Raw genomic sequence first — 14,221 nt, 5'->3', positions numbered from 1 at the left:
TCATTAAAAAAGGCGCAATTAATAATTGCGCCTTTTTTTTGTTTTTAACTTATTAAATTTTGAATAGCTATTAGCTCGCGAGCGCTGCTTTCACTTTATCGCGATAGCTACGGCTTACTTTTAGCTCTTGGCCGTTATCAAGCACTAAAAGATACTCACCGCTTACTTGAGTTACAAGTTTGCTAATTTGCTTAGTATTCACAATGGCACTGCGATGAACTCGCACAAATAGTTGTGGATCAAGCTCTTGTTCAAGCTCTTTCATTGTTTTACGAAGGATATGCGTTTGCCCATCTTGGCAATGAAGGCACATATAATCACCAGCCGCATCAACCCATTGAATTGTAATAACAGGCACACGAACAATCTCGCCCTGCTCTTTTACAGCTAATGATTCTGGATAACGACGGTCAGCAAGACTATCGCCCGTTGCTAACTTCTTTAAAATTTCTTCGCAATTATTGCCTGTAATACCTGCAACAAAGCTCGCTAGTTTTTTCTTATGGGCGTTATCTTGTTGCGTTTTTAAATAGGTATGCACTTTTTCTACCGCCTGTTTTAGTCTGTTGTCATCGACTGGTTTAAGAATATAATCCAACGCATGAATCTCGAATGCTTTAACTGCAAACTGGTCAAAAGCCGTTACAAACACAATAGCGGGTAATGGATTTACGCTCTCACTAAGTGCTCTTGCAACTTCAAAACCGTTCATATTTGGCATTTGAATATCTAAGAAAACCAATTGAATATTGCCTGATAAGCATTCATCAATTGCCTCTTGACCATTGCTACATAAACGAATGACTTCTAAATCGTCAAACTCAGAAAGTCGAACTGCTAAGCCTTTTCTTGCTAGCGGTTCATCATCAACGATCAAAGTTCTAATTTTGCTCATTTCTTAACAGCCTTTTCAAACGGAACGCGCAGATTAACTTTTAATCCACTTGGCGTATTGTCAGAGAGAACAAACGAGTAGTTGTTCTCATAAAGTGTTTTTAAGCGGTCCTGTGTATTAGCTATGCCAACGCCTTGAGAATTAACCAGTTGGCCATTTTTAAGCTCAGTGCCAGGACCATTATCGCCTACTTCCAATAATAGTTCATTTGCAAAAACTTGTGCTTTAATATCAATCACACCACCTTCATTTAGTTGCGCTATCGCATACTTTATCGAGTTTTCGATAATCGGTTGGAGGATCAAGCTTGGTACCAAGGCTTCTTTTGCCTGCTCGCTTACATCTACATTAACTTGTAAACGTTCATCAAAGCGTACTTTTTCAATTTCTAAGTACAGCATGAGGGCATGAATTTCTTGCTCTAATGGCACCTTTTTTATTGGGTCGGTATTGAGTGTGTATCGTAAGAAGTCACTCAATTTTGACACCATTAAATTTGCATCTTTGTTCTCTTTTACCAAAATTAAGGTTGATATTGCATTTAAGGTATTAAATAAAAAGTGCGGATTAAGTTGATAGCGCAGCATTTTCAGCTGAGCTTCGTGAGCCATAGTCGTTGCTTTAAGGGCCTTTTGACGCTCACTTTGTAATAGCTGGTAATACTTAATACCAAAATACAAACCACTCCAACAAAGAATGATGTAAACCGAATCTAACCCTTGTTGTAAGTAATAAAACCATTCATTTGGTCGGTAACCGTGACGGTAGATTTCCCATAAATTGAATTTTTGTACAACGGCCCATAATGTGCCTGTAACATAGGAAGCACCAAAAACGACAAGCATTAATACCCAAGGTGAGGCATTCCAAACTTTACGATACATATAACGTAAAGGTACTGTCATTAAACAGCCTGCATAAGCGTTTAATACAATAACAAATACGTAAATATCACGCATTTCAAAGACTTTTGAGCCGATATAATTAACTAACGCATAACCTATCCAGCCTGCAATTTGCAAAACCCAGAAAAAGCGTTGTCGATTATCAACTAATGATTGCCAATTCAAAATATCAGATTACCTTTCATAATTATTTTTATTATACCGATAGTCACGAGAGCAAAGCACTGCCGCCTATCTTAATTTTTTATAGCCTTACCGCATTCTTCAGACATTAAAAAAGCGAAGGCCACAACAGCCTTCGCTTTTTCTCTGCTTTATTTTTAAGCTAGTTTATCTGAAGCCACTTTATAATTTGGATCTTCAATCACATTCACTTCAACTAAATCACGCGCATTGTGTAATAGTTGAATACAATCAGGGCTTAAATGACGTAAATGCAGTTTCTTACCCACTTTTGCGTATTTGTCTGCAAGACTGTCAATCGCTTCAATCGCACTATGATCAGCAACACGGCTATGTTTGAATTCAATGATCACGTCTTCTGGGTCATTTTTAACATCAAATAACTCGGCAAAGTTCTTAACCGAACCAAAGAATAAAGGACCATGAAGCTCATACACTTTAGAGCCTTGCTCATCGATGTAATTGCTTGTGTAAATGTGTTTCGCATGCTGCCAAGCAAAAACTAAAGCCGAAACAATCACACCCACACATACCGCGATCGCAAGGTCTGTTACTACGGTTACACCTGAAACAAGCACAATAACAAAAGCATCAGACTTAGGTACACGCTTCATCATCTTGAAGCTTGCCCACTCGAAGGTACCAAGTACAACCATGAACATAACGCCAACTAAGGCAGCTAATGGGATCATCTCAATGAGGCTGGCTGCAAAAATAATGAATGCTAGCAGTATTATTGCTGCACTAATACCAGATAATCGTGAGCGACCGCCCGAGTTAATATTGATCATTGATTGACCAATCATCGCACAACCACCCATTGCACCAAAGAAACCACAGGTAATATTTGCAGCGCCTTGACCAATACACTCTTTATTACTGTGACCACGGGTTTCAGTAATTTCGTCAATTAGGGTCAGTGTTAATAACGATTCAATTAAACCAATCGCCGCTAAAACTAAGGCATAAGGGAAGATAATTTTTAATGTTTCAAGATTAAATGGCACCATAGGAATATGGAACTCAGGCAAGCCACCGGCAATGGTTGCTTGCTCATTGCCTGTCATTCCTTTTAAGAAATCAAGTACAGTGCGCGCTTCTAAATCAAAACCAATCACAATCGCTGTTACAGTTACAATGGCAGCTAACGATGAAGGTACTGCAGTGGTTAGCTTAGGTAAGAAATGAATAATAGCCATAGTTAACGCTACTAAGCCAAGCATAATATAAAGTGCTTGCCCTTCCATCCACTGTTGACCGCCCATACCGTCTGGTACTTTAAATTGACCCAGTTGAGCTAAGAAAATAACAATCGCAAGACCATTTACAAAGCCCAGCATTACTGGGTGCGGAACCATGCGAATAAACTTGCCGAGCTTGAAGATACCTGCGAGTACCTGCAGTATCCCCATCAATAACACGGTAGCAAATAAATACTCTACACCATGATCTAAAACTAAACTTACCATTACAACGGCTAGTGCACCGGTAGCACCAGAAATCATACCTGGACGACCACCAAAAATAGCCGTAATTAAGCCAACAATAAATGCGGCATATAAACCAACCAAAGGCTCAACATTAGCAACAAATGCAAACGCAACCGCTTCTGGTACCAATGCCAACGCAACGGTCAAGCCTGATAGAATATCGTTTTTAGCAGAGCTTGGCGCTTTGCTGAGTAAGTTAAACATTAAGATCCTCTTTATAGTGAATGCATTTCGGCAAGGCGCAGAATTCTAGCAAAATCCGCAAAAGTTAACAATTATTAACAACAAAACGGCTAGTACCTAAAAGCACTAACCGTTTTCGAAAAAATAAAACGTAGTAGAAAAAGATTAAAGAGGTAAAGACGTACTACGCTTAACGCATGTCATGGTCACGTTTGAGTGAACTTCTTGAACAAACTCAAGGTTTAGTAGGTTATCACGAACAAACTGCTCATAACCTTCAATACCTTTAGAAATAATTCGAAGCATGAAATCCATGGTACCCGCCATGCTGTAACACTCGGTTACTTCATCATAGCTCATAATTAAACGCTCAAACTCAGCTAGGTTCGTTCTACCGTGGTTAGAAAGACGAACATGGGCATAGACCAACATATCAAAGCCAAGCTTTTTCTCATCAAGCAAAGCAACTTTACCTTTGATATAGCCATCTTGCTCAAGCTTAGCAATACGACGCCAACATGGAGATTGAGATAAACCAACTTTATCGGCAATTTCTGCCGTAGATAAGCTAGCATCCTGCTGTAATAATGCCAAAATTTGGCGATCTACTTGGTTCAGAGACATTTTATTTCTTTTTCTGTAAAAATACTGGTTAAATTATATAACTGATTTAAAAATCAGTCTGCCTATTTTCTACTATTTATGCAAAAAAATTGCAATTTTATACCGTTCCACTTACAAACTACTTAACTGATGTTACGCGTTGGCATTAACCAAAACGTCCGCTAATAAATGGATTTGTTTTTCGCTCATGCCCTACGGTGGTATTCGGACCGTGGCCTGGCAAAATAGCAACTTCATCAGAGAATGATAAAATCTCAGACTTAATTGATTCGAGTAATTGCGCACTATCCCCTTTTGGGAAGTCAGTACGACCAACAGAGCCTTGAAAAATCACGTCACCCACTATCACCTGTTCTGAACCTTGGTGGTAAAAAACAACATGACCAGGAGTATGTCCTGGGCAATGGCGTACAGATAATTCAAGTTCACCCACTATGATTGTATCGCCATGATTTAGCCACTTCGTTGGATAAAATGGTGTAATTGGTGCAAAACCAAACATTTGCGCTTGCATTGGCAAGGCATCAAACCAAAATTTATCATCTAAATGTGGGCCAATGATATCAACGCTAAAATGCTCTGCGAGTTGCTTTGCTGCACCCACATGGTCTAAGTGGCCATGTGTTAAATAAATTGCCTCTAATTGGCAATTTAAAGCAGCAAGTTCTGCTTGAAGTTTATCTGCATCGCCACCAGGGTCAACCAAGGCCGCTTTATTCGTCTTCTCACAAATAATAATGCGGCAATTTTGCGCAAAGCCAGTAACAGGAACAGCTTTCACTTTCATGTTATTGTCCTTTTTGTAACTGCTCAAACGCCATTAAAATTGGGTATTTTAAATAGCCTTGATCATAAAACGGTGTACGCTCATAGAGCCAATGCAAGCGCGCATCAGCATCTTTTGCAAAGTTTTTATCTTCACGAATTTTTTTATCGAACTCTAAAGCCAATGCAGGTTTTTCTTTAAGCATTTGTCGTGCATAAGGCATTAAAGCGTAATTCTCAACGTATTCAGTGCGCTGAAAAATAGTATTAAACTCGCCCCAAGCAAAGAATGAATCTGGCGCTTCTGGGTGTAGTAAGTGTGTAGCCAGTTCTGAGTATGGCTGCTCAGTTGAGACTTTGTACCAGCCGGTCATATCGACATTTTCTATGGTGTTGTAATCAAATGTCGCCTCTACACGAAAACGTCCTTCAAAAGGTGCTTTTGCAAATGAGTAATCAGCAACGCTTACTTGCGTTAATGGCTCAGAAGCAAAACCATTCACTGTCGTTACCTCTACGCCGTGTAATTTAAGCTTACTTACCAATTGGCTGTACGCTGGCGGAATATAAAACGCTGCAGGAACGTTAACGGTCTTTTTAACCTCTTTCTGCCAGTAAATAGGCAAAGCGTCATAGTTTTTAACTTCACCTAAATATTTAACTTCAGCTTGCCCTGACAATGCACTTTCAGTTCTTGAATAAGCGATACCTTTAAATTCGATGGTATCTGGCTCTTTTGCATAACCACGTTCAACAACTAATTGCGTAGGTTTGAAATCGAGCTCTTTTTGAACCGCTTCATTAAGAGCTTTATCATTTGCAGCTAAAGCGTCAATGGCACCATCAATAAATACATATGTACCTAATACGCGCTGCTTATAAGGTTTTAAAGAGTGGTTCTCAACTAATATTGTTGGTAATGAACGTAAATCACCCCAGCCATTTGAAAAACGTGGTGTTGCCACCCAACCAGCTAAACCTTTTTTAAATTCGCGCTTGTCCATTACAAAAACCAGTGGACCAGGAATATGCCCTGCTTTTTCGAGTTTGGCATCAATAACAGGTTTAAACAGATTATCTAACGCTTGTGACACACTTGGTGATTCACTAGAAAAAACCGGATTATAGCCGTAGGTAACATCATATTGGTAATCAGCGCCATCTGTCACATGGACATCCACGTATAAATCTGGCTTAAATTGATTAATAACCTGCATTACACCGCGTACTTCGGGTGTATCTAGCTTAGTGTAATCACGATTTAAATTTAAATTTAGACCATTCGTTCGAAAGCCCATTTCTACTGGGCCACGCTGATTAATACGGTTGTATTGGCTACTACGCTCGTGACCATCAACGTTTAAAATAGGAATAAACAGAATATTTACTTTGCTAAGAATATCGCGGCGTTTACCTGTTGCAATGTCGCGTAGCAACATAAACATGGCGTCTTTGCCATCAATTTCACCACTGTGAATGCCTGCTTGAATAAAGATGGTTGGTTTTGTATCAGCAACAAGTTGTTTGGCATCAAACAAACCTTGCTCATTCGCCACTAACATCTTAACCTCACGACCTGCACTGCTTGTCGCAATAGTCGTTACTTTGAATTGTGTTGGGTTTGCGGCAACAAGGCGTTCTACGAACGCCATAGTGTCTGCATAATCAGGCGATAAAGTGCCTTCGCTTAATTCGAAATCTGTGGTTAAAGGTCCTTTTTCTTGCATTAAAGACACACTATCGCCTTGCCATGGCAATAATGGGGGTAAGTGGCTGTCTAAAGTTACTGCAGCAGATAAAAACACTAAACTCGCAAACATATCACTCTCAAGTGCGGTACTTATTCTATATTGGGGAAATTATAACAACTAATCTGAATGGATTGCGTAAACTGCGGTGATTCAACAAAAAAATGGAGCAAACGACATACGCTATGCAAAATCGTTGTTAGTTATGAATATTAATTAAGATCAAAAAAAGGAGCACTAGGCTCCTTTTTAAACTTTATGAAAAGCGAAATTAAGCCGCTAGGCCTTCTTTTGCTTTTGCAACAAGCGCTGCGAATGCAACTTGGTCATAAACAGCGATATCTGCAAGGATCTTACGATCGATTTCTACAGAAGTCTTTTTAAGACCATTGATAAAACGGCTGTATGAAAGACCGTTTTGACGAGCTGCTGCATTGATACGTGCAATCCAAAGTTGACGGAAAGTACGTTTCTTAGCACGACGGTCACGGTAAGCGTATTGACCCGCTTTAGTAACTGCCTGGAAAGCTACGCGGTAAACACGTGAACGTGCTCCGTAGTAACCTTTAGCTTGCTTTAAAACTTTTTTGTGACGTGCACGTGCGATAACACCGCGTTTAACTCTTGCCATTTCTGAAGACTCCTATTAAGCGAATGGTAACATACGTGAAACTAGACCATGGTCATTCTTATGAACCATCATCTTAGGACGTAAGTGTAATTTACGCTTAGAAGTTTTCTTAGTCAGAATGTGACGAAGATGCGCTTGTTTACGCTTGAAACCGCCAGAAGCAGTTTTCTTGAAACGCTTAGCCGCGCCTCTGTGAGTTTTTAGCTTGTAAGCCATTGCAATAACTCCAAATGTATTGCTTAAAAATTAGCAAGCAGGCGAGAGATATAAAAATAGCTCTACTTTTAAGGCCTAACTTACTGCCATAATCCGGTGAAGGCTCACTACAAAAGCAGTGCAACCTTACTTATAACCGGTTATTTCAGGTGAACAGTAAACTGTTACTTGCAGACCTGAAATAAAATCGGTGCGTAATATACCCTGTTTATTGCTTTTTAGCAATAGGTGCCATCATCATAACCATCTGGCGACCTTCAACACGATTTGGGAATGATTCAACTTGTGAAACATCTTCCAAATCAGTTTTAACACGGTTTAATAATTCGATACCAATTTCTTGGTGAGCCATTTCACGACCACGGAAACGGATAGTGATTTTAGCTTTATCACCCGCTTCTAAGAACTTGCGTAAGTTGCGTAGCTTAACCTGGTAGTCACCTTCATCCGTACCTGGACGGAATTTGATTTCTTTAACCTGGATTTGCTTTTGCTTTTTCTTTTGTTCTTTTAGTTCTTTGCTTTTTTCAAAGATGAACTTACCGTAGTCCATAACCTTACAAACAGGTGGCTCAGCATTAGGACTGATTTCTACAAGATCTACACCCGCATCATCAGCGATAGCTTGCGCCTCTTTTAATGACACGATGCCAGCTTGCTCGCCGTCGATGCCAATTAAACGAACTTCTTTAGCTGTAATATCTTCGTTGATACGATTTTTTTGAGCTGTTTGTTGCCCTTTCTTGCCGCCTCTAATGGTACGATCCTCCAAGAATATAAAATAAAAAGCGTGTAGTTGGCTGTTTGTTTTGCCCTACACGCTCATGATTTATTGTCGATTTTTAATTTCTTCGCTTACTTTAGCAACGAAATCATCAACACTAAATTTGCCTAGGTCTTCACCTGTGCGAGTGCGTACTGCCACTTCTTGTTGTTCAACTTCTTTATCGCCAACAACAAGTAAATATGGAATACGTTTTAACGTATGTTCACGGATTTTAAAGCCAATCTTCTCATTTCTCAAGTCAGCAGCGGCTCTAATTCCAAGTTTATTTAATTTTTGTACAATTTCTTGCACATAATCTGCTTGTTTGTCCGTGATGTTCATGATCACAACTTGCTTAGGAGCAAGCCACGTTGGGAACAAGCCAGCGTATTCTTCAGTTAAAATACCGATGAAACGCTCAATTGAACCTAAAATTGCGCGGTGGATCATAACTGGTGTACGACGTTCGTTATTTTCAGCAACATAAGTTGCACCTAAACGACCTGGTAATGCAAAGTCTAGCTGTACAGTACCACATTGCCATGCACGGTCTAAACAGTCATAAAGTGTAAACTCAATCTTAGGACCGTAGAATGCACCTTCACCTGGTAGGTAATCAAACTCAATGTCGTTTGCTTTTAATGCATCAGCTAGTGCAAGCTCAGCTTTATCCCACATTTCGTCTTCACCGATACGTTTTTCTGGACGAGTAGATAGTTTTACAACGATCTTCTCAAAGCCAAACGTTTCGTATGTGTCGTAAACCATTTTGATACATGCAGACACTTCATCCATGATTTGCTCTTCAGTACAGAAGATATGCGCATCATCTTGAGTAAAGCCACGTACACGCATTAAGCCGTGTAATGCACCTGATGGTTCGTTACGGTGACAACAACCAAACTCTGCCATACGTAATGGAAGATCACGGTATGATTTTAAACCTTGGTTAAAGATTTGTACGTGACCCGGGCAGTTCATTGGTTTGATTGCGTATTCACGCTTTTCAGATTCAGTTGTGAACATCGCATCTGCGTATTTGTCCCAGTGGCCTGATTTTTCCCATAAACCACGGTCCATCATTAATGGGCCTTTAACTTCTTCGTAATCGTACTCACGTAGTTTTTCACGAACGAAGTCTTCTAGTTCACGGTAAATGCTCCAACCATCGTTGTGCCAAAACACCATGCCTGGTGCTTCTTCTTGCCAGTGCCATAAATCAAGCGCTTTACCAATACGACGGTGATCACGTTTTTCAGCTTCTTCTAAACGTTTTAAATACGCTTTAAGTTGCTTTTTATCTGCCCATGCAGTGCCGTAGATACGTTGCAGCATCTTGTTTTCAGAATCACCGCGCCAATAAGCACCTGCCACTTTCATGATTTTGAAATGTTGACAGAATTTCATGTTTGGAACGTGTGGACCACGACACATGTCGATGTATTCTTCGTGATGGTATAAGCCTGGACGATCATCTTTCGCGATGTTCTCGTCTAGAATTTCCATTTTATAGGTTTCACCACGCGCTTCAAAAGTATCGCGTGCTTCTTGCCAGCTTACGGTCTTTTTAACAACGTCGTAGTTTGTTTTAGCAAGCTCAAGCATACGCTTTTCGATAGCATCTAAATCATCTTGGCTTAAAGAGTGTTCCATATCGATATCGTAATAGAATCCGTTATCGATGGTCGGACCGATTGCCATTTTTGCTTCAGGGAAAAGCTGCTTAACCGCATGACCAATAAGGTGCGCACATGAGTGACGGATAATCTCTAAACCATCATCATCTTTTGCAGTGATAATTTCTAAACGCGCATCTTCGGTGATTAAATCACATGCATCAACACGGGTACCATTAACACGGCCTGCAATTGTTGCTTTGGCAAGACCTGGACCGATATCGCTTGCTACGTCATATGTGCTTACTGGGTTTTCAAAACTACGCTGACTGCCGTCAGGGAGGGTAATAACTGGCATTATAAATCCTTAATACAGTGGTGATGCCTACAATGCATCACATGTAATATTTTTAAAAAATTTTATGTAACTCTGCAACGCTTTTACGAATAAGCATTGCTATTTAAGCTTGTATTTACTGAGTCTTCGCAAATACAAGCGACCATTGTCGCCGCTCACGTTCTTAAATACAAGTAGTTAGAAGAGTAAATTGACAATTAGTTAAGTCATTTCATACTTAGTGAGTCAGTACTTTTAGGGTGATGAAGATGCCAAACACGCGTACGTTCAAATTTGCAACGTTTAACTTATTAAATTATACCACGCCACCCTATTCGTTTTACCAATTACATGAACGCTATAACAATACGCAATGGCAGCAAAAACAATCGTTTGTAGCTAATTTCTTAAATGAAGCAAACCCTGATGTGGTGGCGTTTCAAGAAGTGTTTAGCCAGCATGCTCTAGAAGTGCAATGCAAAGAAGCGGGATATGATTATTTTAAAACGGTCGATAGCCCGTCCCATGATAGCCTTTATCCGCAAGTGTTATTCAATCCTGTGGTTGCCATTGCCAGTAAATACCCGTTTAAATCGGCCGATGCATTGACACCATGCCCTGAATTACTTGAGTACTTAAACAATCAAAATGAGTTCAAATTTAACCGCACCCCGATTAAATGTATGATTGATTTACCTGATTTTGGTGAAGTCTGCTTTTATGTTGTTCACTTTAAGTCACAACGTGTGCAATCAATGGCGCATATTCTTAATATTCATAACCTTGAAGATCCGTTGCTGCAGTTGTTACACCAAACTGTGGGTACCATGCAGTCTCAAATATCGCGTTCATTGGAAGCATCTATTGTTTATTATGATGCGCTAAAAACCCAACGCGAAAAGCAATGTGCAACGCTCGTTATGGGTGACTTTAACGATGTACTTACTAGCCCTACCTTATCGTTTATGACACAAGGCTTTCACCCTACACGCTGTGAACCCTGCATAGAACATAACGAACCCGTTGTTGGCCTAACCGACAGCTATGAGTTTAGCCGCTCGTTTTATGATAAGAAAAACAAACCCTTTAGCCATTATTACCAAGGTAAAGGTAATGTACTAGATTATATTCTTGCCTCTGCACATTTTAATCCCGATTGCCAAGTTTCAAAGGTGAAAGCGCTCGACTATGAAAGTTATGACAAGCATATTTCCCCTACACAACTGACCGAAGACATTAGTGTAAGTGACCATAGTGTTATCGCTATAAAAATTCATTTTTAAAGCAACTGTTTTTCATAACGTTACTTGCTATAATTGCGCAAATTAAGTTATTTAGAGAATGACCATGAGAACATGCGGTGTAGAAATTACAGGTAGCGACGTACTACTGTGTATTTTAACCAAAGACAATGACGTATTTGATATCCGTGATGTCAGACAAACACGTTTTACCTTAGGTAACGGTAATGACACAGAAGTAATGCGTAAATTCCAATTTGATTTCAAAAAATTAATGGAAGATTACCAAATTGACTCTGTAGCAATCAAAGAGCGCCAAGCAAAAGGTAAATTCGCTGGTAGTGCGAAAGGTTTCAAAATGGAAACGGCTATTCAGTTAATTGAGCGCTTAGATGTGCAAGTTTTATCTGCAACTGAAATCAAAGAGCAGCTTAAGCGCAACCCAGTGCCTATTGATTTTGAAGACACAGGCCTGAAAAAATTCCAAGAAAACGCATTCATTAGTGCTTACGTGTACATTATGCGTAAAACTTATAAGCAAGATGAGCCAAAAGCTTAGTTGATACTTATTACCAAAAAACGTGCTACGGCACGTTTTTTTACACCCCAAAAACCACTCTTTATTCTGTTTTATTAAAATTACACTCTGTACATTAGTCTTATAAAGCTTTTCTTTGTCGACAATCTATGTTTAGTTAATCAGGTACGCATGTTTTGAAATCATCTTAAATGATTGTTTCAATTCTTTTGCATCAAGTCCATGACAACAAATTAACCGGACACGGAGAATACAATGCAGACAAAGAACACACACATCAATGCGCTTCCACTTACTCAAAGCTATTATCAAGGCCGTACAGACACTCCATTGATAGAACAAACAATTGGACAGTATCTTGACGATATTGTCGACAATCACCCTGATCACCCCGCAATTGTGGTTCATCATCAACAGTTCCGATTAACCTATAGACAATACCAGCAGCAGATTAACCAGTTAGCAATGGGGTTATTATCACTTGGCGTAAAACCTGGCGACCGGGTTGGTATTTGGTCACCCAATAATATCGAATGGTGTTTAACTCAATTTGCTACAGCTAAAATTGGTGCAATCATGGTATGCATTAACCCTGCATACCGACCAAGCGAATTAAAATACGCACTCAATAGTGTTGAGTGTTCAACACTTATCACAGCAAGTGAATTTAAAGCCAGTAATTATATAAGCATGCTCAATGAGCTCGCACCGGAACTAAAAGATTCACAAGCAGGTAAATTAAATTTAAACGCCCTGCCACACCTAAAAAATATAATTCGTATTGGAGCTGAGCCTGCTGCTGGCATGTTTAGCTTTAGCGATATCATGCAGCGCGCTACAGATGCCCATAAACTCGAACTTGATGCAATTGCTGCTACTTTACATTGTGACCAAGATATCAATATTCAATTTACTTCTGGTACTACGGGTAATCCAAAAGGAGCGACCTTATCGCATAAAAACATCCTCAATAACGGATTTTTGATGGCCCAAGCGATGAAGCTGACACATGAGGATAAACTCTGTATTCCTGTACCGCTATATCACTGCTTTGGTATGGTGCTTGGCAATTTAGTATGTATAAGTAAAGGTGCTACCGCAGTTTTCCCGGGTGATTCATTCGACCCTAAAACAACCCTTGAAGTTGTTGAAAAAGAACGTTGTACTGGCCTACATGGTGTTCCGACTATGTTTATCGCCGAGTTAGAGCTTAAAGACTTTGCAAACTATGACTTATCTAGCCTACGAACAGGCGTGATGGCCGGCTCAACCTGCCCCGAGCAAGTTATGCGTAAAGTTCACTCATTAATGCATATGAAAGAAGTTGTAATTGGTTATGGCCAAACAGAATGTAGCCCGATAAATAACGTGACCGAAACCGACTCACCACTCGAAAAACAAGTTACCACAGTGGGCCGTGCATTAGCCCATACTGAAGTGAAGATTATCGACGAACTGGGTGATATTCAAAAAGTTGGCATACCGGGTGAAGTATGTAGTCGTGGTGCTGGAATTATGCGCTGCTATTGGAATGATGAAGAGAAAACGAAAGCAACAATTGATCAAGACGGTTGGTTACACTCTGGTGACTTAGGTGTGATGGACGAAGATGGCTTTGTTGCTATCGTTGGTCGAATAAAAGACATGATCATCCGTGGTGGTGAAAACATCTACCCAAGAGAAATAGAAGAAGTTCTCTACACCTACCCTGGTATTCAAGATGCAGCCATTTTTGGTATAAGTGATGAAAAATACGGCGAAGAAGTATGTGCCTGGATCCAACCTAAAGATGATGCAGTACTTGATGAAAATGCCATTCGTGATTTCTTAAAAGATAAACTAGCCTATTTCAAAGTACCAAAGCACATCCGCTTTGTTGAAGAATACCCAATGACAGTAACAGGCAAACTTCAAAAATTTAAAATGCGCGAACAAATGCAAGAACTCCTAAGCGAAAAAGCCTTCTCGTAACCATTTACGTGCAAAAATACACCCTAATTTCAACCAAGCTCAGCACCGCTGAGCTTTTTAATTTATTAAGACACCCATATTATGAAAAGATATTAAGACACCCATATTAAAT

General features: G+C 39.8%; 13 protein-coding genes. 3 read left to right on the top strand and 10 right to left on the bottom strand.

Annotation, left to right across the window (positions count from 1 at the left end; translation table 11 throughout):
- Window positions 1-70: 70 nt before the first annotated feature.
- The 10 genes from L1D51_RS16055 to thrS all read right to left on the bottom strand — a co-directional run bounded on the left by L1D51_RS16055 (window position 71) and on the right by thrS (window position 10,380).
- The gene (locus tag L1D51_RS16055; RefSeq protein ID WP_054554883.1) at window positions 71-895 is read right to left on the bottom strand and encodes a LytR/AlgR family response regulator transcription factor; all 825 of its coding nucleotides are present in this window, start codon (window positions 893-895) and stop codon (window positions 71-73) included.
- Complete coding sequence (locus L1D51_RS16050) at window positions 892-1,965, bottom strand: sensor histidine kinase (RefSeq protein ID WP_055198338.1); 1,074 nt, start codon at window positions 1,963-1,965, stop codon at window positions 892-894. Before L1D51_RS16050 ends, L1D51_RS16055 begins: the two co-directional genes overlap by 4 nt.
- Window positions 1,966-2,120: 155 nt before the next feature.
- Window positions 2,121-3,677, bottom strand: coding sequence for a SulP family inorganic anion transporter (locus L1D51_RS16045; protein ID WP_054561410.1), 1,557 nt, complete (start codon window positions 3,675-3,677; stop codon window positions 2,121-2,123).
- A gap of 144 nt (window positions 3,678-3,821) precedes the next feature.
- On the bottom strand, window positions 3,822-4,280 hold the full coding sequence (locus L1D51_RS16040) for an Lrp/AsnC family transcriptional regulator (protein ID WP_036968198.1): 459 nt from the start codon (window positions 4,278-4,280) through the stop codon (window positions 3,822-3,824).
- Between the two features lie 145 nt (window positions 4,281-4,425).
- Complete coding sequence (locus tag L1D51_RS16035) at window positions 4,426-5,067, bottom strand: MBL fold metallo-hydrolase (protein WP_239964179.1); 642 nt, start codon at window positions 5,065-5,067, stop codon at window positions 4,426-4,428.
- A 1-nt stretch (window position 5,068) separates the two neighbouring features.
- Window positions 5,069-6,865: a M14 family metallopeptidase gene (locus L1D51_RS16030; RefSeq protein ID WP_239964177.1), complete on the bottom strand. Its 1,797-nt coding sequence runs from the start codon at window positions 6,863-6,865 to the stop codon at window positions 5,069-5,071.
- A gap of 199 nt (window positions 6,866-7,064) precedes the next feature.
- The gene (rplT, locus tag L1D51_RS16025) at window positions 7,065-7,424 is read right to left on the bottom strand and encodes a 50S ribosomal protein L20 (protein ID WP_036968189.1); all 360 of its coding nucleotides are present in this window, start codon (window positions 7,422-7,424) and stop codon (window positions 7,065-7,067) included.
- A gap of 15 nt (window positions 7,425-7,439) precedes the next feature.
- Complete coding sequence (rpmI, locus tag L1D51_RS16020; RefSeq protein ID WP_054554888.1) at window positions 7,440-7,640, bottom strand: 50S ribosomal protein L35; 201 nt, start codon at window positions 7,638-7,640, stop codon at window positions 7,440-7,442.
- Window positions 7,641-7,848: 208 nt separating this feature from the next.
- Complete coding sequence (infC, locus tag L1D51_RS16015) at window positions 7,849-8,412, bottom strand: translation initiation factor IF-3 (protein ID WP_082401559.1); 564 nt, start codon at window positions 8,410-8,412, stop codon at window positions 7,849-7,851.
- A 57-nt stretch (window positions 8,413-8,469) separates the two neighbouring features.
- Window positions 8,470-10,380: a threonine--tRNA ligase gene (thrS, locus tag L1D51_RS16010; protein ID WP_054561407.1), complete on the bottom strand. Its 1,911-nt coding sequence runs from the start codon at window positions 10,378-10,380 to the stop codon at window positions 8,470-8,472.
- 248 nt (window positions 10,381-10,628) lie between these two features.
- On the opposite strand from thrS, the gene L1D51_RS16005 reads away from it, so the two are divergent.
- From L1D51_RS16005 to L1D51_RS15995, 3 genes are all read left to right on the top strand, one after another.
- Complete coding sequence (locus L1D51_RS16005; protein ID WP_239964176.1) at window positions 10,629-11,642, top strand: endonuclease/exonuclease/phosphatase family protein; 1,014 nt, start codon at window positions 10,629-10,631, stop codon at window positions 11,640-11,642.
- 64 nt (window positions 11,643-11,706) lie between these two features.
- Window positions 11,707-12,159 (top strand): DUF3010 family protein, encoded by a 453-nt coding sequence (locus L1D51_RS16000; protein WP_054561405.1) that lies wholly within the window; start codon window positions 11,707-11,709, stop codon window positions 12,157-12,159.
- Between the two features lie 234 nt (window positions 12,160-12,393).
- Entirely contained in the window at window positions 12,394-14,109 is a 1,716-nt protein-coding gene (locus tag L1D51_RS15995) for an AMP-binding protein (protein WP_239964174.1), read from the top strand.
- Window positions 14,110-14,221: the final 112 nt, after the last annotated feature.

Source organism: Pseudoalteromonas shioyasakiensis, from assembly GCF_022398475.1.
In the GTDB taxonomy this organism is placed as follows: domain Bacteria; phylum Pseudomonadota; class Gammaproteobacteria; order Enterobacterales; family Alteromonadaceae; genus Pseudoalteromonas.
Note: the sequence above shows the minus strand (reverse complement) of the source record. Positions and strands in the feature narration are given on the sequence as shown.